Raw genomic sequence first — 24,727 nt, 5'->3', positions numbered from 1 at the left:
CGTTGAGGGTGGGCCGATCCTAAGGTGCTTTTATGACAAGCAAATGTCGCCTGTAACCCGTGCGCGACGGCTTGCGCCGCTTTCGCGCTGCCGGGCGGCGAAAACGGCATAGGCGGCGCGAGCGCCGCTGTCGTTTATAATCTTGCTGATAACGCGCCCGTGCGCGACCAAGACAACCCAGCAAGAATCCATGACTATCAATATCAAAACCCCCGAGGACATCGAAGGCATGCGCCTCGCCGGCCGCCTCGGCTCGGAAGTGCTCGACTACATCACCCCTTTCGTCAAGGTTGGCGTCACCACCGCCGAGCTGGACCGCCTGTGCCACGAGTACATGACCAATGTGCAGGGCACCATCCCGGCGCCCCTGAATTACTGCCCGCCAGGCTACACGCCCTACCCTAAAGCCATCTGCACCTCCGTCAACGACGTGATCTGCCACGGCATCCCGGGCGAAAAGCCGCTCAAGGACGGCGACGTGGTCAACCTCGACATCACCGTGATCAAGGACGGCTACCACGGCGACAACAGCCGTATGTTCTTCATCGGCAAGCCATCGATCCTGGCCAAGCGCCTGTCCGACATCACCTACGAGTGCATGTGGCTGGGCATCGAGCAGGTCAAGCCGGGCGCGACCCTGGGCGATATCGGCCACGCCATCCAGGCGCATGCCGAGAAGGCCGGCTACAGCGTGGTGCGCGAATTCTGCGGCCACGGCATCGGCAAAGTTTTCCACGAAGAGCCGCAAATCCTCCACTACGGCAAGCCGGGCACCGGCCCCGTGCTGGAAGCGGGGATGATCTTCACCATCGAGCCGATGATCAACGCCGGCCGCCGCGAGATCAAGGAAATGCCGGATGGCTGGACCATCAAGACCAAGGACCGCAGCCTGTCCGCGCAGTGGGAGCACACCATCCTCGTGACCGAAACCGGCTATGAAGTGCTGACCCTGTCCGCCGGCAGCCCGCAGCCGCCAGCCTTTGTCACCGAAAAAGTCGCAGCTTAAGCGAAAGCCCGAGTACGCATGCCCCACGCCGTGATGAAGAAGGACCTGCGGGAACAGTTGAAGGCCCGCCTGAAAACGGACCGCCAGCGCCTGATCGCCAACTTCCACGAGGACGGCATGCCGGAAAAGCTGCTGCGCAACCTGCGCAGCAGCGTCGACGACGTGCTGACCCAGGCCTGGGCCAATACGCGCCTGCCGCCGCAAGCGGCGCTGGTGGCCGTGGGCGGCTACGGGCGCGGCGAGCTGTTCCCCTATTCCGATGTCGACGTCCTGATCCTGCTGCATGAGGCGCCGGACGACGCCACGCGCGGCCGCCTGGAGGAATTCGTCCAGCTGCTGTGGGACCTGGGCCTGGACGTGGGCCACAGCATCCGCACCATCGACGAATGCCTGGCCGAATCGAAGGCCGACATCACCGTGCAAACCAGCCTGCTGGAAGCGCGCATCATCACCGGCAATATGGTGCTGTTCGCGCAGATGCAGGACGCCTACAACAAGGCCATGGACCCGCGCGCCTTTTTCGAGGCCAAGACCATCGAAATGCGCCAGCGCCACGCCAAGTACGAGGACACCCCGTTCAGCCTTGAGCCGAATGTGAAGGAGAGCCCGGGCGGCCTGCGCGACCTGCACGTGATCCTGTGGATGGCCAAGGCCGCCGGCCTGGCCAACTCCTGGCGCACCCTGGCCGTGCGCGGCCTGATTACGCAAACCGAGGCGCGCCAGCTGATGGAGAAGGAGCGCGCCTTCAAGGATATCCGCGTGCGCCTGCACCTGGTGGCCGGCCGCCGCGAAGACCGCCTGGTGTTCGACGTGCAGACCGCCGTCGCCGAGACCCTGGGCCTGAAAGCCACCGGCAGCGGCGTGCACATGCGCCGCGCCAGCGAATACCTGATGCAGCGCTACTACTGGGCTGCCAAGGCCGTGGTGCAGCTGAACACCATCCTGCTGCAGAATATCGAAGCCTACCTGTTCCCGCACAACGAGGAAAAGGTGCGCATCAACGAGCGCTTCAGCGAAGTGAACGGCCTGATCGACATGAACGACGACGATACGTTTGAAAAAACGCCGTCCGCCATCATGGAGATTTTCGTGCTGCTGTGCGAACGCCCGGCCCTGAAGGGCATGACGGCGCGCACCATCCGCGCGCTGTGGCATGAGCGCTTCAAGATCGACGCCGGCTTCCGCGCCGACCCGGTCAACAAGGCTTACTTCCTGCGTATCCTGCAGGCGCCGCAAGGCATCATCCACAACCTGCGCCGCATGAACGAGCTGTCCATCCTGGGCCGCTACCTGCCAAGCTTCCGCAAGATCACCGGCCAGATGCAGCACGACCTGTTCCACGTGTACACGGTGGACCAGCACATCATGATGGTGCTGCGCAATATGCGCCGCTTCACCATGACCGAGCACGCGCACGAATACCCGTTCTGCTCGCAGCTGATGGCGAACTACCCGCAACATTGGCTGCTATACGTGGCGGCGCTGTTCCACGATATCGCCAAGGGACGCGGCGGCGACCACTCCAAGCTGGGCGTGGCCGACGTGCACCAGTTCGGCCAGGAACACGGCATGAGCCAGGAAGACATCGAACTGGTGGCCTTCCTGGTCGAGCACCACCTGACCATGTCGCACGTGGCGCAGAAGCAGGACATGTCCGATCCGGACGTGATCCAGGCCTTCGCCAAGACCGTGGGCGACGAGCGCCACCTGACCGGCCTGTACCTGCTGACGGTGGCCGACATCCGCGGCACCAGCCCGAAAGTCTGGAATGCCTGGAAAGGCAAGCTGCTGGAAGACCTGTACAAAATGACCCTGCGCGTGCTGGGCGGCGAGCCGCATTCCGCCGACCGCGAGCTGAAGAACCGCCAGCAGGAAGCCCTGGCCACCCTGCGCCTGTACGGCCTGCCGCCCGATGCCCACGAAGCGCTGTGGAAGCAGCTCGACCTGGCCTACTTCCTGCGCCACGACGCCAGCGATATCGCCTGGCAGACGCGCGCTCTGTGGGACCGCCTGGACAGCGAACAGCCGGTGGTGAAAGTGCGCCTGGCGCCGATCGGCGAAGGCTTGCAGGTGGCGGTCTACATCAAGGACCAGCCCGACCTGTTCGCGCGCATCTGCTCCTACTTCGACCGCAAGAATTTCAGCATCCTGGATGCGAAGATCCACACCACCAAGCACGGCTACGCGCTCGACACCTTCCTGGTCACCGAGCAGAATTTCGCCAAGAGCTACCGCGACATCATCAACCTGATCGAGCATGAGCTGTGCGAGCTGCTGCTGACGCAAGGCCCGCTCAGCGCCCCGAGCAAGGGCCGCCTGTCGCGCCTGTCGCGCACCTTCCCGATCCAGCCAACCGTGGACCTGCGGCCGGATGAACGCGGCCAGTACTACCTGCTGTCGGTGGCGGCCAACGACCGCACCGGCCTGCTGTACTCGATCGCCAAGGTGCTGACCAACTATAAAATCAACCTGCATACGGCCAAGGTCATGACCCTCGGCGAACGCGTGGAAGACGTGTTCATCGTCGACGGCCCCGCCCTGGCCAATGCCCGTACCCAGCTGCAGCTGGAAACCGACTTACTAGAAGCACTGAAAATCTGATGTCTGAAGAACTGTTACGCCTGTCCAAGCGCATGTCCGAACTGGGCCTGTGCTCCCGCCGTGAGGCCGATGAATGGATCGCCAAGGGCTGGGTGCGCGTGGATGGCCAGATCGTGTCCGAACTGGGCACCAAGGTCTACCCGAGCCAAAAAGTCACCGTGGAGCGCCAGGCAGCCGCCGAGCAGGCGCGCCGCGTCACCATCCTGATCAACAAGCCGGTCGGTTACGTTTCCGGCCAGGCCGAAGACGGCTACCAGCCGGCCGTGGTGCTGGTAAAACCAGAAAACCGCTGGGAAGAGGACGACGCGCCGGAGCGCTTCGACCGCGCCCAGTTGCGCAGCCTGGTGCCCGCCGGCCGCCTGGACATCGACTCCGTCGGCCTGCTGGTGCTGACCCAGGACGGCCGCATCGCCAAGCAATTGATCGGCGAAAATACCAGTATTGACAAGGAATACCTGGTGCGCGTCGAGTACACCAAGCCAGGCCGCCTGCCGGACGCCGACCTGAAGAAGCTCAACCATGGCTTGTGGATGGACGGCAAGCCGCTGCTGCCGGCCAAAGTGCGCTGGCAGAACGACGACCAGCTCAGCTTTACCCTGCGCGAAGGCAAGAAGCGCCAGATCCGCCGCATGTGCGAAATGGTCGGCCTGCGCGTGGTCGGGCTGAAGCGGGTGCGCATTGGGCGTGTCAAACTTGGAAACTTGCCGGAAGGACAATGGCGCTACCTGTCGCCGGATGAGTGCTTCTGAATCGGCATCGATGCAACATAAATGCAGCATTGATTGCCGTTTAGCAAGCGAAAGAGGCGGGAACGCTGTAAAGTAGCTGGCGTCTTCTCCTAAAAAACGAGAACATTAAGCTGTGAACGATCCAATGCCATCTGACTTCCGCAAAGGTCCACCGCGTCCGCAGGACGCCGTGGAGCCGATTCCTGCGGGAGCCCATCCCCACGATATCGTCGACCCTGATGAAATCGGCAACGCGCTGGCCGCGCTGGCCGAAACGGGCGATGCTGTCTCGATTTATCACCACGACAACGCCGACGTGGTGCTGGCCCGCTTCCTGTCGGTTGACCCCGAGCTGCCGCATTTTGTCATCGAACTCAACGAGGGCAGCACCCTGCCGCCGGGCGAATGCACCTTCGTCGCCTGGCTGCGCGGCGCCAAGTTCCAGTTCAAGCTGAACGACCCGCACTGGAACGCCCTGCCGGAGCAGCCCACCTTGATCCCGGCGCAATTCCCGGAACGCTGCCAGGTGCTGAACCGCCGCGCCGCGCCGCGCCTGGAAACCCCGCTCGGCACCTACCACACGGCGTCCTTCGTCCTGAACGGCAAACCGTATGAGCTGCAGCTGTACGACTTCGCGATAGGCGGCGTCGGCATGCGCTGTTCGCCGCGCGACGCGGTCGGCCTGCATGTGGGCCGCAAGCTGCAGCGCGTGCGCCTGGAAATGGGGCCGGGTTCGGTATTGATCTGCGACCTGGAGATCCGCCTGTCGCGCCACTTCCGCTCCTTCCTGCTGGGCGAGCAAGTGCAGATCGGCTGCCAGTTCAGCAACCTGTCGGCGCTGATGCAAGAAGAACTACACCGCATCCTGGAGCGCCTCAGCGCTTCGCGCCTGCAGCGCTAGGCAAGCTCACCGTCACGCACAGCCCCATGCTGCCGGCGGCATCGAGCCCGATGCCGCCGCCATGCTGCTCCACCACCGCCCGTACAATCGCCAGACCAAGGCCGCTGCCGCCCTGCGCCTGGCGCGGATCGCGGAAGAAACGGTCGAACACCCGTTCGCGCAGCCCGGGCGCGATGCCCGGCCCCTGGTCGGCAATGCGCAGCACGCATTGCGCGCCCTCGGCGCGCACATCGGCCAGCACTTTGCCGCCCTGCGGGCTGTATTTGATGGCGTTGTCCAGCAGGTTATCCACCAGCGAGACCAGGCTTTCGCGCCGGCCGGCGAGCAGCACGCCATTGTCCCCGCTCAGCTCCAGCTCGATGCCGCGCGCATCGGCGATGCCCGCCAGCGCCGCCATGCGCTCCTGCACCAGCGCGTCGAAGCAGATAGGCTCCAGCTGCTCGCCCACCGTGGCGTCGCTGCGCATCAGGCGCAGCAACTGGCTCACCAAACGCGTGGCGCGCACGTTGCCGCTGACGATGCCGTCCAACAGCTGCTGCTGGCGCGGCTCGCTGGCCTGCCGCTGCAGCGCTTCCACGTTGATGCGCATGGCCGCCAGCGGCGTGCGCAGTTCATGCGCGGCGTCAGCGATGAAGGCGCGCTCGCGCTGGGCGCTGTCGCTGACGCGCGCCAGCAGCGCATTGATGCGGGTGAACATGGCGGCCAGCTCGCGCGGCCGGCCTTCCACCGGCAGCGGGCGCAGGTCTTGCGGACCGCGCGTGGCCAGTTCCGCCATGGCGTCGCGCCAGGGGCCTTGCGCCACGCGGATGCTGAACCAGGCCGGCAGGATCAGGAACGGCAGGCTGATAAGCAGGGGCAGCACCAGGGTCCCGCGCGAGGCCATGGTCAGGAAGATGTTGACGCCGTCGGCCGGCATAACGATGGTGACGCGCAGCCCGCTGCGTGGCGACTGCACGGTGCGCGCGCGCCATTGGCGGCCGCCACTCTCGAGCTGCACCACCTCGCCGGGCGCGATAAGCGGGAAGGCGGTCGGCAGCAAGCGGGAACGGTACAGCGTTCCGTTCGCGTCCGCCAGCACCATGCCCGGCCCGGGGAAAGCAACGCCATCGGCCCCGCCAATGCCGCGCAAGGCCGCCTCCATCGCGTTCATGGTGTGGGCCAGCCTGGCCGGATCGCCTTGCAGGCCCTCCGCCACGGCAAAGGCGGCGTCGTAGAGTTCTTGCTGCTGCAGTGTGACCTTGTCCTTGCTGGCGTCGTACACGATAAAGACCATGCATAGCAGCCAGAGCACGCACAGCACCGACATCTGCGCCAGCAGCAGGCGCGCCATCAGGCTGCTCCCGGCAATGCGCGCGCGCCAGCGGGCCGCGAAGGCCGCGCTCACCGGCCGCCCTCGCGCTGGTCGATCACATACCCCACGCCGCGCACCGTGCGCACCAGCCCCTCGCCCAGCTTACGGCGCAGGTTAGCCATGTGCACGTCCAGCGAATTGCTGGCATTGGCCTGGGCCCCGGGCAAGGCCTGCTCCTCCAGCGCGCGCCGCGTCACTACGCGGTCGGCGCGCATCATCAGCATGCGCAGCAGCTCGTATTCACTGCCGGTCAGGTCGGCGGCGCGGCCGTTGACAGTGACGCGGCGCGTGGGAGCATGCAGCACGATGCCGCGCAGCTCCAAGGTTTCGCCGTCAAAGCCGTAGCTGCGCCGCGCCAGCGCACGCACGCGCGACAGCAGCTCGGCCAGCTCGAACGGCTTAACCAGGTAATCGTCGGCGCCCTTATCCAGCCCTTGCAGGCGGTCGGACAGCGCGTCGCGCGCGCTCAGGATCAGGATCGGCACGCCCTCGCGTTCGCGCCGCAAGGCCGCCAGCAGCGACATGCCGTCGCCATCCGGCAGCCCCAGGTCCAGCAGCAGCAGATCGAAACCGCGCTGTTCCACCTGGCGTTGCGCATCGGCCAGTTGGCGCACCCAGGTCACGTCCATGCCCTGGTCTGCCAGCGCAATGCGGATGCCGTTACCCAGGTCCATGTCGTCTTCGATCAACAGTATCTTCATGGCCGCTATTTAAGCATGCCTGCATGAAGGAAGGGTGAAGGCGGGCTTTATCCAATCTTCATGCTGCGCTGCGAGACTGCCGGCTCCATCACTTCATTGAGAAAAAGTCATGAAACCAAGCATCATGTTTGCCCTCCTGGCCGCCAGCTTCGCCGCCCAGGCGCAGGAAAACACCCTCACCCTCGGCGGCGGCCTGGCCGCCGCGCCGCGCTATGCAGGCTCGAAGGAGATGCAGCTCGCGCCCATCGTCGCCATCGACTACCAGATGGCCAACGGCTTCTACGCCAGCACCATGCGCGGCCTGGGCTTCGGCACGGCGCTGGGCAATATGTCGCTGGATGCGGCGCTCGGCGTGCGCGGCGAACGAAAGGAAAAGAATGAAAGCGGCTTTGCCGGCAATCGCGGCAGCAAGGAGCTGCGCGGTATGGGCGACATCAAAGCCAGCGCCACCGCCAACCTGCGCGCCGGCTACAGCATCACCCCCGGCCTCATGGTGGGCGCTACGGCATCGCTGCCCTTGTCGCAGCGCCAGAACGGCAAGACCGCCGGGCTGGAAGTGACCGGCATCGTGCACCAGGACGACAGCGACAAGATCGCCATCTCGCTGGGCGCGAACCTCGCCGACAAAAAATACATGCAGACCTATCACGGCGTGAGCGCGCTGCAGGCGCTGCGCTCCGGGCGCAAGCAATTCACGCCAGACGCCGGCTTGTACGAGGCGGTGCTGAACATCGCCTGGCAGCACAAGGTGGACGAACGCTGGAGCGTGACCGGCATGCTCGGTTCCAGCACCCTGCTGCGCGAAGCCGCCCGCAGCCCGCTCACCTTGCGCAGCACGGCGCCCACGGCTGCGGTGTACGCCAGCTACCGCTATTAAGAAAGCTGTCGCGCCTCAGAGCACGTCGAGCGGCGTCGCGCGCCGTGGCGGTGAGAACGACCGGTCCAGCACGGCCAGGTCCTCCTGGTCCAGCCGCAGCGACATGGCGGCCGCATTGGCGCGCACGTGGGCCTCGCTCACGGCTTTGGGGATAGGCATCACGCCGTCGCGCCGCAGCAACCATGCCAGCGCAATCTGCGCCGGCGTAGCCTGGTGGCGCGCCGCCACCGCCTGCAGGGCCGGCTCTGCCAGCAGGCGCGCTTGCTCGGCGCGGTCCGACTCCAGCGGCGAATACGCCATCAGCAGGACGCCGTGCTCCTCGCACCAGGGCAGCAAGTCCCATTCGGCGCCGCGCCGGCGCAAGTTGTACAGCACCTGGTTGGCTTCGATCGCGTCGCCGCCCGGCAGGGCATCAGCCGCTTTCATGTCGGCCAGGTCGAAGTTGCTGACGCCGTATTCATGGATCTTACCCGCCTTCTTCAACGCCATCAGTCCTTCCAGGGTTTCGGCCAAGGGGATGCTGCCGGGCCAATGCAGCAGGTACAGGTCGATATGCTCGACCTTCATCCGCTTCAGGCTCTGCTCGCAGGCCGCCACCACGCCCTTGCGCGAAGCGTTCTGCGGCAACACCTTGCTGACCAGGTAGGCTTCGCTGCGGCGTCCGGCAATGGCCTCGCCGACGACTTGCTCGGCGCCGCCATCGGCATACATCTCCGCCGTGTCGATCACCGTCATGCCCAGGTCCAGCCCCAGTTGCAGGGCGCGCACCTCGGCTGCCTTGTCAGCAGGCCGCTCGCCCATATTCCAGGTACCCTGCCCCATCCTCGATAACGTCATGGTCACACTCCGAAAGCACGCACGGACAGCGCGTAAGTGAAAGCAAACAGGAACAACAGGAAACCTGCCAGCAGCGGCGCCACAAGCAACGCGACCAGCTTGCGCGGCAAGACCGCCACCAGCGCTTCGAAAGCCACGACAGCGACCAGCAACGCCAGTAGCGACGGCCAATACAGCAAAGCTGCCAGCAAACCCTGTTCCAGCGCGTTGCCGCCAATATAGCCCTTGAGCACCATGGCCGGCGCCACATAAGTAAATGGCAGACCGGCGAGGGTCATGATGGCTTTGAACGCGAGGAAGTGCTTGGCCTCTGGCGCTTTCTGTTTCAGCACATTCCCGAAAAAGAATCGCAGGCCGTCGGCGCGCCGCATCACGCCAAAATAGCACAGGCCAACGAAGAACGGCAGCAAGGCCGTGGTGCACAGCACCAGCATTGAGGATGGCGGCAGGTAGACGAAATCGGCAAGGATGCGCAGCGAAGGCGTTTCGCCAAGGGAGGCGACGCGGAACATCGCCAGGACTTGCGGCGCCAGCAGGGCCGCGATGCAGAACTTGAGCAGGAAGCCGATGCGGGGAACCAGCATCAGCGCTTCCGCAACAACAAAGTAAACCAGCACACCCGCCAATAGCGACCAGGGTGCCGCGCCGACCAGGAGCAAAGCCTGGCCAGCGCTATTCAGGATTTCTCCCAGGCCCATCAGGCCTCGATTGCGCGCGCCGAGTTGGACGCCCAGCGGTACAGGCCCACCACCACAGCGGTGGCGGCTGCAATCGCGATCAGCATGGTGGTCGCTTCCGACATGCCGTTGGCGATCGCCAATGGCTCGCCGTTATTGGTCAGCACGATCAGGCCGGCCAGCGCCACGTTGAACAGGCTCTCGCCGACAATAAAGCCCGACATCACCAGAACGCTCAGGCGCGATGCAGCTTCTCCGTGCTTCCTGCCACGCATGGCTTTTTCGAAGAAGTAGCCGGCTACAGCGCCCACCACCACCGGCGCGGTGACGGCCGACGGCAAGTAAATCGCCAAGCCGACGCCGAGCGGAGGCAGGCTGTATTTTTTGTTGCTGGTGGACTTCAGCATGAAGTCGATCACCACCAGGGCCAGGCCGATCAGGGCGCCGTAGCCCACCAGGTCCCAGCGCAGGTCGCCGCCGATCACACCTTTGGCCAAGGTGGAGATCAGGGTCGCCTGCGGCGCGGCCAGCGGCTGGTCCGAAATGGCGTTGGCGTTCGGCGCGCCGGCGAAACCATTGGCATGGTTCAGCAGTTCCAGCACCGGCGGCACCACGCAGGAACCCGCAAACACGCCGATGATCAGCGCAATCTGCTGCTTCCACGGGGTGGCGCCGACCAGTTGGCCGGTCTTCAGATCCTGCAGGTTGTCGTTGCCGATCACCGCCACCGCCAGCACCACGGTGGTGACGAACAGGGCGAAAGCGATCAGCGCCTGGGCGGTGTCCGGGCCCATGATTTCACGGCCGACCCAGCCCACGGACGTTGCAGCGCCGAGGATAGTCAGGATGGCCAGGCCGGATACCGGCGAATTGGAGGAGCCGATCAGGCCCGCCATGTAGCCGCACACCGCTGCTGCCAGCATGCCGGCCACCAGGATATAGCCGATACCGACAACTACCAGGGTGGTCGAGATCGAGGACAGCGGACCGCCGGAAAGGAAGGACGCCAGCAGCCAGCCGGCCGGCACCATCGACAAGATGGTGACCAGGCCAACAAAGAAGATCGGCAAGTCCTTGTCTTCGCGTGGCACGTCGCCGCCACCTTGCTTGGCGCGGCGCGATGCTTCCATGGCCGACTTCAGGCCGCCGAGCACCGGCTTGCCCAGCGTGGCCAGGGTGACGATGGCAGCGGCACCAATGGTGCCAGCGCCGATCATACGCACTTCGGTGCGCCACACGCCAATGGCCTGGTCCGCCACTGCAACGCCAGCTGCGGCAGGCGCCCAGTTGGTCAGCAGCGGCACCAGCACGCCCCAGGCGATGAACAAGCCGACCAGCATGGCGATACCGACGGTGATGCCCATCAGGTGACCCGCGCCGATCAGGGCCAGTGAGCTGGAAGCACCCAGGCCGGTAGCGCCGTTGCCCACCTTGACGAAGTGCGCAACCTCATGGGCCATCAGCTTGGCCGCTGCCAGGAAGGCGAACAGCGCCGAGGCCACGGAACCCCAGATCACCGCCCACAGGCCGGCCTTGCCTTCGCGCGCGCCGGAGCGCGACTGCGTGCCGACCTTCAGCACTTCCGCGGCCGCCACGCCTTCCGGATACGGCAGGCTCGATTGCGTCACTAGCGCGCGGCGCAGCGGCACGGTGTACATCACCCCCAGCACGCCGCCGATGGCGCAGGCGCCGAAGGTTGGCCAGAACGGGATCTGGGCCCACCAGCCAATCATCAACAGGCCAGGCAGCACAAAGATCACCGACGCCAGCGTGCCGGCGGACGATGCGATGGTCTGCACAATATTGTTTTCCTGGATCGTCGCGTCCTTGAAGGCGCTGAGCAGCGCCATCGAAATGACGGCGGCGGGAATCGAGGTGGCGAAGGTCAGGCCTACTTTCAGGCCGAGGTAGACCTGCGCCGCGGTAAAGACCAGTGTGATGAGAATGCCGAGGACGATGCCGCGGACACTGAATTCAAGCGGGTTGTTGTGCGACTGGTTGCTCATCTGGAGGAATTCCGATTATTGGTATGAAAACAAACTTGCCGGAATATTACCTCAATCGTCATCACCCGGGTCAAGGTCTGGGAACAACACTGAGGTAAATCCAAATTTGCTGAAGTCGCGGATCCGTGCTGGATAGAGGATGCCGAGCAGGTGATCGACCTCGTGCTGCACCACGCGCGCATGGAAGCCGTCCGCATCGCGCACAATGCGTGCGCCGAACTGGTCATAGCCTTCATAGTGCAGGCGCGTATAGCGCGGCACGCTGCCGCGCAGGCCAGGCACCGACAGGCAGCCTTCGAACGCCTCTTCCATCTGCTCGCCGATCGGCGTCAGCACGGGATTGATCAGCACCGTCTCCGGCACCTGCGGCGCATCGGGATAGCGCGCGTTGGACTTGAAGCCGTAAATCACCAGCTGCAGGTTGACGCCGATCTGCGGCGCTGCCAGGCCGGCGCCGTTGGCGGCATGCATGGTGTCGAACATGTCGACGATCAGGGCATGCAGCTGCGCCGTATTGAACTCGCGCACCGGTTCCGCCACGCGCAGCAGGCGCGGATCGCCCATCTTCAGGATTTCACGCACCGCCATGTTCAAGCTCCCAGCAACGCGAGCAAGCCCGCTTCATCAAGAATGGTGACCCCCAGGTCTTCCGCCTTGGCCAGCTTGCTGCCCGCCTCGGCCCCGGCCACCACATACGAGGTTTTCTTCGATACCGAACCGGACACTTTGCCGCCCGCCTGCTCGATCAGGGCTTGCGCCTGGTCGCGGCTCATGGTGGACAGCGTGCCGGTCAGGACGAAAGTCTTGCCGGCCATGGCGCCCTCCGTCTCGGCCGCCTGCGGCAACTGCGCCAGCAGGTCTTCGCGCAGTTCGTGCAGCGCCACCAGCGCCTCGCGGTTGCCCGGCTCGCGCATCCACGCGTCGAGCGCTTCGGCGACAGCGGCCGGCAGGCCGAAGACATTGAACACCTGCAGGTGGGCCAGGGCCAGCAGCGTGGCGCCCGGGCTCACCTGGTCAACCTGCTCGGCCAGCTGGCGCGCACGCGGTTCGGTCAGTTTGGGAATGCCAAGGGCGGCCAGCAAGGCCACCGGCTCCAGCTTTTCGCGCAGCGCGGCCTTCGGCGCATGTTCGCCTTTCGGCGCCACGCCCGCTGCCAGCAGCGCGTCCAGCGCTTCCTGGTTGCGTGCTTCGGCGAAGAAGTCGGCGATCGACTCGGCCACGATGCCGCCGATATCAGGCAGCACGCGCAGCAGCGCGACCGGCGCGCGGCGCACCAGATCCAGGCGGCCCAGCCAGTCGGCCAGGGTCTTGGCCGTCGATTCGCCCACGTGGCGGATGCCGAGCCCGAACAGCAGGCGTTCCAGCGGCGGATTCTTGGCGGCGGCAATCGCCTCCAGCAGGTTCTCGGCCCACTTGGTCGGCACCTTGCCCTGGGCGGCGGTGTCCGGCGTGGTGCCGTCGCGCTCGTCGGCCATGCGCTTCATTTTCAGCAGGTCGTCCAGCGTCAGGCGGTACAGGTCCGCCACGCCGTGCACCAGGTTGCACTCCACCAGGTTGTCGATATAGCGGTCGCCCAGGCCTTCGATATCCATCATGCGGCGGCCGCAGAAGTGGCGGATCGCCTCCTTGCGCTGGGCCGAGCAGAACAGGCCGCCCGAGCAGCGCGCCACGGCCTCGCCTTCTTCGCGCACCACGTGCGAGCCGCACACCGGGCATGCGGCGGGCAGCGCCCACATTGCCGGTTCCGGCATGGGGCGCTTGTCCAGCACCACGGCCAGCACTTCCGGGATCACGTCGCCGGCGCGGCGCACGATCACGGTGTCGCCTACGCGCACGTCCTTGCGGCGCACTTCGTCCTCGTTGTGCAGGGTCGCGTTGGTAACGGTCACGCCGCCCACGAACACCGGCACCAGACGCGCCACCGGGGTGATGGCGCCGGTGCGGCCGACCTGCACCTCGATGGCCTGCACCGTGGTCAACGCCTCTTCGGCCGGGAATTTATGGGCCAGCGCAAAGCGCGGCGCGCGCGACACGAAGCCCAGCGCGCGCTGGTCGGCGAGGCGGTTGGTCTTGTAGACCACGCCGTCGATTTCGTAAGGCAGCGCCGGACGCGCCTTGCCGATGCGCTCGTAGTAGGCGGCCAGGCCTTCCTTGCCCCGTACCACATCGCGTTCCGCGCTCACCGGCAAGCCCAGTTGGGCGTACCAGTCCAGCAGCGCGCTGTGGGTGGCTGGCAGTTCGGCGCCAGTCAGCTCACCGATGCCGTAAGCGAAGAAGCTCAGCTTGCGCTGGGCGGTGATGCGCGAATCAAGCTGGCGCAACGCGCCGGCGGCGGCGTTGCGCGGGTTGACGAATTCCTTTTGCCCCAGCTCGCGCTGGCGCGCGTTCAGGGCGGCGAAGTCGGCCTTGAACATCAGCACCTCGCCGCGCACTTCCAGCACCGGCGGCGGCGTGTCGGTGGCCAGGCGCAGCGGAATGCCCCGGATGGTGCGGACATTGGCGGTGACGTCCTCGCCGGTATAGCCATCGCCACGCGTAGCGGCCTGCACGAAGACGCCGTCCTCGTAGCGCAGGCTGATGGCCAGGCCGTCGTATTTCGCCTCGGTCGAATACTCGACTTCCAGCGCGTCCAGGCCTTCGCGCACGCGGCGGTCGAAGTTCTCGATGTCCTCGTCGTTAAAGCCGTTGTTCAGCGACAGCATCGGCACGGCATGCGTGACCGAGGCGAAAACGTCCAGCGGCGGCGCGCCGACGCGCAGGGTCGGCGAATCGGGCGCTTGCAGTTCAGGGTGCGCGGCCTCGATGGCCTGCAGCTCCATGAACAGTTTGTCGTACTCCGCGTCCGGAATGGTGGGCGCGTCCAGCACGTGGTAGGCGTGCAGGTGGCGGTTCAGTTCCGCCGTCAGCCAGGCGGCGCGTGCGGCGGGTGTTGCGTTGTTGGTGATGCTCATGCTCTGTTGCCAACCTGCTTAACTGAACAGGCGCAGCGCGCGGGTGGAACCGGCCGGGATGTCGGAGCCCGCCATGTCGTCGTAGAACTCCTTCACCTGGCCGGCGATGCTGGCCAGGGTTTCGTCGGCCAGCGGCTGGTTGGCGTCGTCAACGATGGTCGCGTCCAGGCGCGCCATCAGGTTCTTGGCGCAGGCGATCATGGAGCCGAAACCGTCGCGCGCCGGCGCCACGCACGGCACGTCGAGCAGCAGCGTCAGGCGCGAGGTGGTCTCCTCGGCCAGCGTCACGTTGGTGGAGAGGGTGAACAGGTGGCCGCCCTCGCCGTCCGGCATCGCGTAGCGGCCGTCCGGCCGCACGTCGAAGCCGAGCTTTTCCAGCGCCCCCAGCAGGGTCGCGATATTCCATGGCGCGCCGTTGGAGGCCAGGTTGACGCCCAGCTGGGCGTCGTGGTTGGCGACAAAGCGGTGCAGGTTCTTGGCGTCCTGCATTACTTCGATCATGTCCGGGATGTGCGGCTCGGCGCCGATTTCGTCCGACACGCTGCGCAGGCGGGTTACCAGTTCGGAGTATTCCAGTTCGTTCAGCGCGGTGCTGCGGCTGGCCAGCTGCACGCCGCCTTGCAACTTGGTGTAGACCACGCCGTGGCGCACCGGCTCCCAGTCGCCGCTCACGGCCAGGCCGATAAAGTGCACCGGTTTGTTGCCGACAAAGCGCAGCTTTTGCAGCGCCGGCAGCAGCTTTTCGCCGCGCGTCGGGGCTTCCAGCTCCAGCGGCAGCAGGCAGTCGATCAGCGGGTCGACCAGGCAGGTCGCCAGCTCTTCCACCGGCACATCGGCGTCGGCGCTGCGCACCGGGGCGCCGGCAACGCCTGCCGCGCTGCCGCCGGTGGCGTCGTTGTCCGGCATGATGCCGGGCGCGGGCACGGCGCCGACATGGCCGCCCAGGTGCTCAGGCACGCCGTAAGCGCCGGAGCCGGCGTCCGGCATCGGCACGTCGTCCATGTGGAAGCTGGGTTCGGCGCGTGCGCCGCCTTCTGGGCGCATCAGCACGTCGTCGTGCTGGCCGTCGAACGCGCGTTCAACGCGCTTCTTCAGCTTATGTTCCTGCCATTTGTTATAACTAATCACGCCTACGACAAATACACCGCCGGCGGCGAGCAAACTCAGTTGAAGATCTGTAATCATGCGGCTTGAGCCTCAGTAGCAAAGGATGCGGCGGATTCCATGTCCACCGCCACGATGCGCGATACACCTTGTTCCTGCATCGTCACACCGATAAGTTGATTGGCCATCTCCATCGCAATCTTGTTGTGCGAGATGAAGAGGAATTGGGTCTGGTCCGACATGCGCTTGACCATGCGGCAGAAGCGCTCGGTATTGGCGTCGTCCAGTGGCGCGTCCACCTCGTCCAGCAGGCAGAATGGCGCGGGGTTCAGTCGGAACATGGAGAACACCAGGGCCGTTGCGGTCAGGGCTTTTTCGCCGCCGGACAGCAGGTGGATGGTGGCGTTCTTCTTGCCGGGCGGCTGCGCCATGACCTGTACGCCGGAGTCGAGGATTTCCTCGCCGGTCATGATCAGTTTGGCCTGACCGCCGCCGAACAGGATCGGGAACAGTTCGGAGAAGCTTTGGTTGACGCGGTCGAAGGTGTCCTGCAGCAGGTCGCGGGTTTCCTTGTCGATCTTGGTGATCGCGTCTTCCAGGGTCGCAATCGCCTCCATCAGGTCGCGGTTCTGCGCGTCGAGGAAGTTCTTGCGTTCGGAGGCGGTCGCCAGTTCGTCCAGCGCGGCCAGGTTGACGGCGCCCAGCGCGGCGATGGCGTTGGTCAGGCGCGTCACCTCGCCTTGCAGGTAGGAGGCCTTCATCTCCGGGTGCAGCTTTTCAGCCAGCGCGGCTTCGTCGGCCTGCACTTCGGCCAGTTGCTGCGCGAACTGCTCCTGGTTCAGGCGCGCGGCCTGCTCCTTCAGCTGCATTTCCGTGATCTTGTCGCGCTGCGGCTGCAGGCTGCGCTCGTTTTGCATGCGGGCGTCTTCGTGCTGGCGCAGCTGCTGGGTGATCTGGTCCAACTCATGGCGGGCGTCGGCCAGCGCGCGCTCCTGCTGCGTGCGGCGGTCGAGCAGCTCTTGCAGGCCTTCGTTGGCGGCGCCCGATTCCAGGCCTTCCAGTTCGAGCTGGCCGGCGCGCAGGCTTTCCGTCACCTGCGCCACTTGCGCAGTGGCGGTGGCGATGTTGCGGCGCAGTTCGTCGATGCGGTTGCGGCCGGATTTCTCGGCGAATTCGGCTTCCTGCGCCTTGCGTTCCAGCTCGCGCAGGTTCTCGCGGGCATCGGCCAGGCGCTGCTCCTTGAGCATGAAGGCCGTCTGGCCGTCCTCGTGTTCGCCTTGCAGGTTGCCCAGCTCCATATCGAGCTGTTCAAACTTCTCTTCGGATTCGAGCTTGACCTGCATCTGCTCCTCTTCCTGCGCGGCGATTTCGGCCAGGTCGGCTTCGATCTGGTTGCTGCGCTGGTTGAAGCGGGCTTCGATTTCAGACAGTTTGACCACTTCCAGCTGCAAGGTGTGCACGCTGGCGGTCAGGCTTTGCACTTTGGCGCGCAGTTCGGTCAGCAGGCGGCTGTGGTTGCCCAGCGCGGCGTCGGCGCGCACGGCGCGGCTGCGGGCCTCTTCGGCCAGCATCGATTGCGCGCGCAGTTGCTTGGTGATGTTGTCGATCTCGTGCTGGCGGCCCAGCATGCCGGCTTGCTCGTCGTCGGCGGCATAGAAGCGCACCGATGATTGGGTGATGATGTGGCCTTGTTTCGTCACGAAGCAGCCGCCCGCCGGCAGCGTGGCGCGCGCGGCAAAGGCGCTGGCGTTGTCGTCGGCCAGGAAGACGTTGTGCAGCCAGTCCTGCAGCACGCCGCGCAGGCCGGGGTCGTTCAGTTTCAGCAGGTCAAGGAAGGGGCGCAGCGCGGCGTCGGCCGGGGCCGCAGGGGCGCCCGCGACGGCAGGCGCGAACAGCGCCAGCTTGGCCGGCGGGGCGTCGCTGAAGAAATGCTTGGCCCATTCGATATTCGAGACCTGCAGCGCCGAGGTGCGCTCGCGCAGGACCGCTTCCAGCGCGGTTTCCCAGCCCTCCTCGATATCGAGTTTCTGCCACAGGCGCGGCAGCTCATTCAGCTCGTGCTTCTGCAGCCATGGCACGATCTTGCCTTCGGTCTGCACCCGCTCCTGCAACTGGCGCAGCGCATTCAGGCGCGCTTCCAGCTGGTGGGTGGCGGCCGATTCCGACTGCACCGCCGCCTGCGCCGCCTGGCGCTCCTCCTCCAGCTTGGGTTGCTGCTCGAGCGCCTCCTCGAGCATCATATTCTGCTCTTCCAGCGACTGCTGCTTTTCCTCCAGCTGCAGCTTCAGGTTGGAGAGGTGCGACGAATCCGGCAGCGCCAGCCCGCCCTTCTCCTGCTGCAAACGTTCTTTACGCGTCGCCAGGCCGGCCAGGATATTGGAAGCATTGCGCTGGTGCGCCGACTCCAGCTCCAGCTGCTGCTGCGCCTGCATGATGCGGGCGCGCGACTCAGTGCTCTTGGTTTGCGCCTCGCGCCACTCCTGCTCCAGCACCGGCAGCAATTCGCCCTTCTGCTCCGCCAGCATGCGCGCCTCTTCCACCCGCGCCGACAGTTCTTCCAGGTTGATTTCCGCCTCGGCTATCTGGGACGAATAGTCCTCCGCCTGCTGCTGCCATTGGTCGCGCTGCGCGGTCAGGGTTGCCAGCTGCTGCTGCAAACGGCTGCGCGACTCGATCACGAACTTGATCTGCGCCTCCAGGCTGCCGATCTCGGAATTGGTCTGGTACAGGTGGCCCTGCGCCTGGTGCAGGCGGTCGCCCACGGCGAAGTGCGCCTGGCGCATCTGCTCCAGGGTCAGCTCCACGTTGCGCAGCTTGGCGGTCTGCTCTTCCAGGTCGTTCTGCGCCTGCTCCATCTCGCGGAAGTACCTGGCTTGCTCGTTCTGCGCCTCGGTCTTGCGCAGCAGCCAAAGCAGCTTTTGCTTCTCGTCCTGGTCCGTTTGCAGCTGGTGGAACTTGGTCGCCACCGCAGCCTGGCCTTCCAGCTTTTCCAGGTTGTTATTCAGCTCGCGCAGGATGTCGTCCACGCGCAGCAGGTTCTCGCGCGTATCGTGCAAACGGTTCTCGGTCTCCCGGCGGCGCTCCTTGTACTTCGACACGCCCGCCGCCTCTTCCAGGAACACGCGCAGTTCTTCCGGGCGCGACTCGATAATGCGGGAGATCATGCCCTGGCCGATAATCGCGTAAGCGCGCGGCCCCAGGCCGGTACCGAGGAAAATATCCTGGATATCGCGCCGGCGCACCGGCTGGCCATTGATGTAGTAGGTGGACGTGCCGTCCCGCGTCAGCGTGCGCTTGACCGCGATTTCGGCGTACTGGCCCCATTGGCCGGACGCCTTGCCCTCGTGGTTGTCGAAGATCAGTTCAACCGAAGCACGACCTGCCGGCTTGCGGTGGGTCGAACCGTTGAAGATCACGTCCTGCATCGACTCGCCGCGCAGCTCGGAAGCCTTGGATTCGCCCAGCACCCAGCGCACAGCATCGATAATATTGGACTTGCCGCAACCGTTTGGACCAACCACGCCGACCAGCTGGCCGGGTACCTGGAAATTGGTAGGATCGACGAACGACTTAAATCCCGACAATTTAATGGAAGATAGACGCACGTTTTATCTGTACTTCGCCCGCTGGGACGTGTTAAAAAAGTGGCTAATAATACCATCTTACCAGCAGGCTAAACACCAATGAAGACCAGAACCGCCATCCTTTTTGTGTGCATGGGCAACATTTGCCGCTCCCCGACCGCCGAAGGCGTTTTTCGCGCCCGCGCCGACGCCGCCGGACTTCAACTGGAGATAGATTCCGCCGGCACCCATGCTTATCACATCGGCAACGCGCCGGATGCCCGCTCGACCCGCCACGCCGCCGCCCGCGGCTATGATTTAAGCAGCCAACGCGCGCGCCAGTTCGCCGCCGACGACTTTGAGCGCTTCGATTACGTACTGGCCATGGACCACGACAACCTGGCGATCCTGCAGCGCGCCTGCCCGCCCCAGCACCGGCACAAGGTGAAGCTGTTCATGGAATACGCCAGCCGCTCCGGCTCCGACATTGTGCCCGACCCGTACTACGGCGGCGCCAATGGCTTTGACATGGTGCTGGACTATGTGGAAGACGCGGCGGACGGCCTGATCGCCGTCCTGCGCAAGGATTAAGCCGAGGTACCGTTGGCCGGCAGGTCGTGGTGCTCGTCGTTGACGGCCGCCACGCCGCCCATGGCCACCGACAGCGCGGCGGCAACCACGCCTTCGGTGCGGATCAGGCGCACTTTACCCTCGCGGAAGTGCTGCGCCATGGCCTCGCCGGAGATCGAAAACGCCTCCTGCCGCCCGGTGGTGGAGAAAATATACAGGGTCTTCAAAGGGCTGATCCAGGCCAGCTTGACCTTGCGCTTGCTACCATCGTCCTCGTCGAACTCGAGCCACATGCCGCGTGCCAGGCTATCCACTTCGATCGATGCGTCGTCGTCCTCTTGCGGCGGAACCTCGGCCTCGGATTCGGCAAGCGCCTGCAACTGCAGGCGGCGCTCGGCATCCTTCTGCGCCACCTCCAGGGCAATCTCCACCTGGCGTTCAGGCGACATCTCAATTGGCGCGCGCACGATGGAAGCGTGGCATTCGGCCAGCTCGGCGAAGAACTGCAGGCGGTCCGAATCCTGCCACTTGATCACATCCAGCCATTTGTTCAGGGTGGACAGCAGCGACGGCAGTTTGGAGATCAGCTTGCGGCGATCGTCCTGGGTAATCTTGGGGCGCACGCTCCAGATCAGGTCATCCATGGTCTGGGTGGCGTTGTTGACGGCGCCCGGCTTCTCGTCTTCCACGCTGTAGGCGATGGTCAGCACCGAGACCCACTTGTTCTCCAGGAAGGCTTCCACAATCGCCACCACCTCGCCGGTTCCGATGCGCAGGGCCACGGCGTCCTTGGCCGACTTGGCGGCGACCGACATCTTTTCCTGCTTCAGGGCCTTGGCAATCGGCTCCGCCATGGCGGCGGCAGCGGCGGCCTCCTCGGCCTTGATCGACGCTTCCAGCTCGTTCACCGCTTCGGTGAAGACCGAAATTTCCTCTTCGTGGTCCTTGCTGACCTTCTCCACGCTGCGCTGCATGGCCTGGTACAGCGGATCATCCGGGTCCTTGTGCTGCTCCCAGCCCATGCGCGACAACAAGTCGATCATGCGGCGGGCCGGGTGCGCCTCCTGGAAGAAGAAATTCTTGTCGACCAGCGCCGCCTTCAGCACCGGGATTTGCAGGAAGCGGATCAGGTCGCGGATTTCCGGCGAAATGCTCTGGTCGCGGAAGACCGTGTCGAACACCGCCGACAGCAAGTCGATCGTACCCTCGTCGGCGCGCGTCAGGCTGCCGGCCGGGGCTTGTTCTTTAATCTGCGGCAGGAGGAAGACGTTGCCCATCGCGCCGCCCGCTGCGAAGCCTGGGGCTGCCATCGAGGCGCCGGCCGGGATCGAACCTGGCGCTGGCATGCCCTGGCCGCCGCCTGCATGGCCGGCCACCTGCGCGCCCCCCATTGGGGCGCCAGTCACGAAGCCGCCCGCCGGCATGGCACCGCCTTCGGCACCGGCGAAGACCGCGCCTTGCGGCACCGCGCGTTGCAGTTGGGCCAGGAAATTCAGTAAAGGTTCTTTGGCCGACAGCAGCGAGGCGCGCTGCGCTGCCTCATTGTTCGCGCCGCCGTTAAAGCCTTGTGCCGGGCCCTGGGTCCAACCGCCGGGCGGCACGGCAACCCCGCCTGGCACGCCAGGCACCGCGACGCCGGTCAGCATGGCGCCGCCCATGGCAGCACCGGCAGGCATTGCGCCGCCGCTCATCAAAGGCATGCCGCTCATCACACCTGCAGCAGGAGGCAGGGCAGCACCGCCGCCAGCCATCATCGGCATTGGCATAGGTACCGCGCCGGGTGCCATCATCGGCATGCCTTGCGCCGGGAAACCGGGCGCCGCTGCGACCGGAGCGGCCGCGCCCATGGCAGGCGCCGCGCCGGCGCCCAGCGCCGAAGCTGCCGCAGTGTGGGCCGGTGTGCCATACAGGCCGGGCGCCACGTTCATGGTGGGAAGCGAGAGGTCCAGGTCGCCCAACTGGTCAAAACCGGTCGGCGCAGGCTTGCCGCCTGGCGCATCGCCGGCACCGGCGAAGAAGTTTCGCAGCTGCTCGGCCAGCGCGGCCTGCTGGTTCTTCTTGCGGTTTGGCGCTTGCGACGCGTCGTGCGAATCGGCACGGCGCGACTTGTGCTTTTCCACGGAGCCCGGGCCCACGCCCTTGCGTTCCAGGGCCAGGTTCAATTCCTCCAGCATCGGCGCGAAATCAAAGAAATCGTCCGGTTTGAGGAAGGGCTTTACCAGCTCGTTCGACTCTTCGTCCTTCACGAAATCCATCCACGCTTGCTGGAAAGCGCCCAGGAACACCTCGGGCCGGAAGGGATTCTGGTTGATGCGCAGGATATCGCGGTCGAGCAGGAACGCCAGCCGCACATTCAGTGTGGCCAGCGCGTCGGAATACTTGGTTTCGAACGCCTTGCTGAAGCTACCCATGGTGACTTTGCTGTCCATTTCTTCCATGGAGACCAGCGACAGCGGTTCGGCCGTCTTGCGCACCTGGGTCTTCTGGCCGGGCGCCAACTGGGCGATTTCGTGACGCAGGTCGCTCTCCAGCTGCTTGGCAAACAAACCGAGAAGTGCGTAATGGTCGGTGCGCAGCAGGTTGCCCGAGCGCAGGCGCGCTTGCATGTCCTTGACGTTGGAGGCATCCGTCACATCCACCAGGCGGGCCGCCCAGTTGGTCGAGAGTTCGCTGAACTGCTCGCCGATGTGCTTATTCACCAGGCTGATCAGATTTTCCAGAAGCGCATGCCGCGGCGTAACCGCTTTTTTAGGCGCCGCAGATGGTGGAGTTTCTGGAATCATGATTGAACCTGACTTTGAGGGTTATCCATATTGTCGCAGATTATTTCCATATGGCAATACGCAAAAGGAAATTATCTCAAAATATTTCCAGTGATGTCGCGCAACTGTCGAGTGCGCACCACAATAGTGCGGGGGCTTGTCCTACAAGGCTTGCCGTTGTATTCCGATACACCTTTACTATTGCACAAAGCATGATGAAGCTCCCATCCTTTTGAAAGGGAGCTGACATGAAATCCAAGCAAAAATCCAGCAAGCAGAGCTCGGGGTCGGGTTCTGGTTCGGGCGCCCGCCAGTCGGCAGACCAGGGCTCCCGCTCGGGCGCCCAGACGGCAAACGAGCAGTCCGACACTGGCCGTCAGGCCAAAACGGATAAGAAGACGCCTTCCAGCCGCAGCGGCAAACGCTAAGCGACGAGCAGCCCAGGGGGCCGGGAGCGTCGCCTCACGGCCCCTTTCGCTTAGATATTCGTGACGCGCTTGCCCTTGGGCGGGCGGAAGTCGGCCACCTCATTGACCATACCGACCTTGGCTGCTTCGGCGGCAGTCAGGTGCAGGTCTGAATAGGCGTGGATGTTCCAGTGCTCCTCCGTCAGCTGGACATGCTTGCGCAGGATGGCTTCGGTGCGCGCGTCGTCGGCCTGCAGGCCTTCCACAATGATACGCAGCGCATCGGGGCGGGCGCCGTGCGGCGCGCTGGCGTGCGATTTATGCACCATGAAACGGGCCGTCTCGCTGGCATAGCGCTCGCTGCCCGACAGGAACAGGATGACGGCAATCGATGCCACCGCCCCGCCGTTATACGTGATGATCTTGATCGGCAGGTTGCGCAGGTAATTGTGCAGGCAAAGGCCATCGCTGACGTAGCCGCCATTGGACTGGATCAGGATGTGGGCGGTTTCGATGCCGTCCTCGGTCATATCCGCTACGGCATCGAAGACACGGTGCACCATGTCGCTGTTTACGTCACCGGACAGCGTGAACCAGGCCGACTTGTCTTCTTTTTCGCTCATGGTCGCTCCACTTGTCGAGATGGATGGAAAGGCCATTCTAGCGCAGGCGCGCGACTTGCTACGTCCGGCTCACGCTCCCGTGAGCTCAGCCAGGGTTGGCGCCACCAGTGCCCTGCTCGCCCAGCGCGACAATTGCTCATGCGAAGCAGCCTGCAACTGCAAGCGCACCGGCTCCGGCAGCGCGCCAAACCGCGAGGCCAGCACCTCCGCCAGCATCTGGCGCCGTCCCTCAAGCTGCCCCTCGTCCCGCCCTTCCTGCCGCCAGCCCTCCTGGCGGCTCTCACGCACCATGCTATGTACATAAGGCATTTTCATACTCCTTTCCAAGTCACGCAGGTAAACTCGATAATTTGCCTCCTGCTCACCGGGTAACTGCATTAACCAGTCTAGTACATTGAGAAAATCCACGATGCGCTGCTGGCCCCACCCGATACTGTAGGCCCGACGGTTGACATCCTCCCCCACCTCGGCCTCCGGTCGCCGCTTACGCGGGAAGGAGGGGGATTCCTGCTGCGCCACTACCAGCAGTGGGCTGGCATAGTCCGCTTCGGAGGGTTCCTGCTGTTGACGGCATTACTACACCATTCACTACACAGGCTAACCGGGCGTCGTCCCGCCCTTCGCTTCGAATCATTGCTTCACCGCGTCGCAACACATTGATCGCGCCCACCACATCGGCATTATTCTCATAGCCGCACGCCACACACGCGAATTTGGCTTGTGTGCGCCGGTTATCGGGCGAGACATGACCACACCCCGGGCAAGTCTGGCTCGTATGATGCGCAGGAACCGCCACCAGCGAGCCGCCTTTCCAGGCCAGTTTGTAAGCAAGCTGGCGACGAAACTCATACCAGCCTTGGTCGAGGATTGCCTTGTTCAGGCCGGATTTGGCGCGCACGCCGCGCCCAGGCTCGCTTTGGCTGCCGGCAGCCGACTTCGACAACTGCTTCACACGCAGGTCTTCGATATAGACGATCGCGTGGTTGTTGCAGATCGCCCTCGTCACCTTGTGCAAAAAGTCTTTGCGCGCATTACCTATGCGCGCGTGAATGCGCTGCACGC

20 protein-coding genes are annotated in these 24,727 nt (G+C 64.7%); 7 read left to right on the top strand and 13 right to left on the bottom strand.

The window, feature by feature from the left end; genetic code table 11:
- Positions 1-142 precede the first annotated feature (142 nt).
- The 4 genes from map to GTP41_RS17970 all read left to right on the top strand — a co-directional run bounded on the left by map (position 143) and on the right by GTP41_RS17970 (position 5,236).
- Positions 143-1,006 carry a type I methionyl aminopeptidase gene (gene map, locus GTP41_RS17985; protein WP_371867374.1) on the top strand — a complete coding sequence of 288 codons (864 nt, stop codon included), beginning with the start codon at positions 143-145 and terminating at the stop codon, positions 1,004-1,006.
- Between the two features lie 18 nt (positions 1,007-1,024).
- Positions 1,025-3,607: a [protein-PII] uridylyltransferase gene (locus GTP41_RS17980; protein WP_229502949.1), complete on the top strand. Its 2,583-nt coding sequence runs from the start codon at positions 1,025-1,027 to the stop codon at positions 3,605-3,607.
- Complete coding sequence (locus GTP41_RS17975; protein WP_202419792.1) at positions 3,607-4,356, top strand: pseudouridine synthase; 750 nt, start codon at positions 3,607-3,609, stop codon at positions 4,354-4,356. The genes GTP41_RS17980 and GTP41_RS17975 overlap by 1 nt, the downstream gene beginning before the upstream one ends.
- Positions 4,357-4,480: 124 nt before the next feature.
- On the top strand, positions 4,481-5,236 hold the full coding sequence (locus GTP41_RS17970; RefSeq protein WP_202419791.1) for a flagellar brake protein: 756 nt from the start codon (positions 4,481-4,483) through the stop codon (positions 5,234-5,236).
- Here the strand turns inward: GTP41_RS17970 and GTP41_RS17965 are convergent.
- Both GTP41_RS17965 and GTP41_RS17960 read right to left on the bottom strand, forming a co-directional pair.
- Positions 5,211-6,620, bottom strand: coding sequence for a sensor histidine kinase (locus GTP41_RS17965; RefSeq protein WP_371867373.1), 1,410 nt, complete (start codon positions 6,618-6,620; stop codon positions 5,211-5,213). The two genes, GTP41_RS17970 and GTP41_RS17965, sit on opposite strands and share 26 nt — an antisense overlap.
- Positions 6,617-7,288: a response regulator gene (locus GTP41_RS17960; protein ID WP_161026957.1), complete on the bottom strand. Its 672-nt coding sequence runs from the start codon at positions 7,286-7,288 to the stop codon at positions 6,617-6,619. The genes GTP41_RS17965 and GTP41_RS17960 overlap by 4 nt, the downstream gene beginning before the upstream one ends.
- Positions 7,289-7,397: 109 nt before the next feature.
- Between GTP41_RS17960 and GTP41_RS17955 the strand changes: the two genes are divergently transcribed.
- Positions 7,398-8,165: a MipA/OmpV family protein gene (locus GTP41_RS17955; protein WP_161026956.1), complete on the top strand. Its 768-nt coding sequence runs from the start codon at positions 7,398-7,400 to the stop codon at positions 8,163-8,165.
- 15 nt (positions 8,166-8,180) lie between these two features.
- On the opposite strand, the gene GTP41_RS17950 is transcribed toward GTP41_RS17955, so the two are convergent.
- The 7 genes from GTP41_RS17950 to smc are packed head-to-tail and all read right to left on the bottom strand — an operon-like array spanning position 8,181 to position 19,345.
- On the bottom strand, positions 8,181-9,002 hold the full coding sequence (locus GTP41_RS17950) for an aldo/keto reductase (protein ID WP_161026955.1): 822 nt from the start codon (positions 9,000-9,002) through the stop codon (positions 8,181-8,183).
- 2 nt (positions 9,003-9,004) lie between these two features.
- Positions 9,005-9,700, bottom strand: coding sequence for a hypothetical protein (locus GTP41_RS17945; protein ID WP_161026954.1), 696 nt, complete (start codon positions 9,698-9,700; stop codon positions 9,005-9,007).
- Positions 9,700-11,685 carry an OPT family oligopeptide transporter gene (locus tag GTP41_RS17940; RefSeq protein WP_161026953.1) on the bottom strand — a complete coding sequence of 662 codons (1,986 nt, stop codon included), beginning with the start codon at positions 11,683-11,685 and terminating at the stop codon, positions 9,700-9,702. The genes GTP41_RS17945 and GTP41_RS17940 overlap by 1 nt, the downstream gene beginning before the upstream one ends.
- Positions 11,686-11,736: 51 nt before the next feature.
- Positions 11,737-12,273 (bottom strand): peptide deformylase, encoded by a 537-nt coding sequence (def, locus tag GTP41_RS17935; RefSeq protein WP_161026952.1) that lies wholly within the window; start codon positions 12,271-12,273, stop codon positions 11,737-11,739.
- A 2-nt stretch (positions 12,274-12,275) separates the two neighbouring features.
- Complete coding sequence (gene ligA / locus GTP41_RS17930; protein WP_161026951.1) at positions 12,276-14,636, bottom strand: NAD-dependent DNA ligase LigA; 2,361 nt, start codon at positions 14,634-14,636, stop codon at positions 12,276-12,278.
- A gap of 18 nt (positions 14,637-14,654) precedes the next feature.
- Entirely contained in the window at positions 14,655-15,818 is a 1,164-nt protein-coding gene (locus tag GTP41_RS17925) for a cell division protein ZipA C-terminal FtsZ-binding domain-containing protein (protein ID WP_161027059.1), read from the bottom strand.
- A complete protein-coding gene (gene smc, locus GTP41_RS17920; RefSeq protein WP_161026950.1) occupies positions 15,818-19,345 on the bottom strand; it encodes a chromosome segregation protein SMC in 3,528 nt (1,175 codons plus the stop codon). The genes GTP41_RS17925 and smc overlap by 1 nt, the downstream gene beginning before the upstream one ends.
- Before the next feature lie 78 nt (positions 19,346-19,423).
- Between smc and GTP41_RS17915 the strand changes: the two genes are divergently transcribed.
- Positions 19,424-19,894, top strand: a complete 471-nt coding sequence (locus GTP41_RS17915; RefSeq protein ID WP_161026949.1) for a low molecular weight protein-tyrosine-phosphatase — start codon at positions 19,424-19,426, stop codon at positions 19,892-19,894.
- Here the strand turns inward: GTP41_RS17915 and GTP41_RS17910 are convergent.
- A complete protein-coding gene (locus tag GTP41_RS17910; protein ID WP_161026948.1) occupies positions 19,891-22,656 on the bottom strand; it encodes a DUF1631 family protein in 2,766 nt (921 codons plus the stop codon). The genes GTP41_RS17915 and GTP41_RS17910 overlap by 4 nt on opposite strands.
- A 227-nt stretch (positions 22,657-22,883) precedes the next feature.
- On the opposite strand from GTP41_RS17910, the gene GTP41_RS17905 reads away from it, so the two are divergent.
- The gene (locus GTP41_RS17905) at positions 22,884-23,063 is read left to right on the top strand and encodes a hypothetical protein (protein ID WP_161026947.1); all 180 of its coding nucleotides are present in this window, start codon (positions 22,884-22,886) and stop codon (positions 23,061-23,063) included.
- Positions 23,064-23,113: 50 nt separating this feature from the next.
- Here the strand turns inward: GTP41_RS17905 and GTP41_RS17900 are convergent, their stop codons facing one another.
- From GTP41_RS17900 to GTP41_RS17890, 3 genes are all read right to left on the bottom strand, one after another.
- A complete protein-coding gene (locus GTP41_RS17900) occupies positions 23,114-23,665 on the bottom strand; it encodes an ATP-dependent Clp protease proteolytic subunit (RefSeq protein ID WP_161026946.1) in 552 nt (183 codons plus the stop codon).
- Between the two features lie 69 nt (positions 23,666-23,734).
- Complete coding sequence (locus GTP41_RS17895; protein WP_161026945.1) at positions 23,735-23,974, bottom strand: RpnC/YadD family protein; 240 nt, start codon at positions 23,972-23,974, stop codon at positions 23,735-23,737.
- 175 nt (positions 23,975-24,149) lie between these two features.
- Positions 24,150-24,727: RNA-guided endonuclease InsQ/TnpB family protein (locus tag GTP41_RS17890; RefSeq protein ID WP_229502948.1), on the bottom strand; the 578-nt coding region annotated here is incomplete at its 5' end.

It is taken from the genome of Pseudoduganella guangdongensis (assembly GCF_009857475.1).
Taxonomy (GTDB): Bacteria; Pseudomonadota; Gammaproteobacteria; order Burkholderiales; family Burkholderiaceae_D; genus Rugamonas; species Rugamonas guangdongensis.
This window is presented reverse-complemented; position numbering and strand designations above follow the sequence as displayed.

Bases quoted from the DNA above. Each gene is read 5' to 3' on its own strand.
- GTP41_RS17980 (WP_229502949.1), top strand. From the start codon at position 1,025: ATGCCCCACGCCGTGATGAAGAAGGACCTGCGGGAACAGTTGAAGGCC.
- GTP41_RS17975 (WP_202419792.1), top strand. From the start codon at position 3,607: ATGTCTGAAGAACTGTTACGCCTGTCCAAGCGCATGTCCGAACTGGGC.
- GTP41_RS17970 (WP_202419791.1), top strand. From the start codon at position 4,481: ATGCCATCTGACTTCCGCAAAGGTCCACCGCGTCCGCAGGACGCCGTG.
- GTP41_RS17960 (WP_161026957.1), bottom strand. From the start codon at position 7,288: ATGAAGATACTGTTGATCGAAGACGACATGGACCTGGGTAACGGCATC.
- GTP41_RS17955 (WP_161026956.1), top strand. From the start codon at position 7,398: ATGAAACCAAGCATCATGTTTGCCCTCCTGGCCGCCAGCTTCGCCGCC.
- GTP41_RS17950 (WP_161026955.1), bottom strand. From the start codon at position 9,002: ATGACGTTATCGAGGATGGGGCAGGGTACCTGGAATATGGGCGAGCGG.
- GTP41_RS17945 (WP_161026954.1), bottom strand. From the start codon at position 9,700: ATGGGCCTGGGAGAAATCCTGAATAGCGCTGGCCAGGCTTTGCTCCTG.
- GTP41_RS17940 (WP_161026953.1), bottom strand. From the start codon at position 11,685: ATGAGCAACCAGTCGCACAACAACCCGCTTGAATTCAGTGTCCGCGGC.
- def (WP_161026952.1), bottom strand. From the start codon at position 12,273: ATGGCGGTGCGTGAAATCCTGAAGATGGGCGATCCGCGCCTGCTGCGC.
- ligA (WP_161026951.1), bottom strand. From the start codon at position 14,636: ATGAGCATCACCAACAACGCAACACCCGCCGCACGCGCCGCCTGGCTG.
- GTP41_RS17915 (WP_161026949.1), top strand. From the start codon at position 19,424: ATGAAGACCAGAACCGCCATCCTTTTTGTGTGCATGGGCAACATTTGC.
- GTP41_RS17910 (WP_161026948.1), bottom strand. From the start codon at position 22,656: ATGATTCCAGAAACTCCACCATCTGCGGCGCCTAAAAAAGCGGTTACG.
- GTP41_RS17905 (WP_161026947.1), top strand. From the start codon at position 22,884: ATGAAATCCAAGCAAAAATCCAGCAAGCAGAGCTCGGGGTCGGGTTCT.
- GTP41_RS17900 (WP_161026946.1), bottom strand. From the start codon at position 23,665: ATGAGCGAAAAAGAAGACAAGTCGGCCTGGTTCACGCTGTCCGGTGAC.
- GTP41_RS17895 (WP_161026945.1), bottom strand. From the start codon at position 23,974: ATGCCTTATGTACATAGCATGGTGCGTGAGAGCCGCCAGGAGGGCTGG.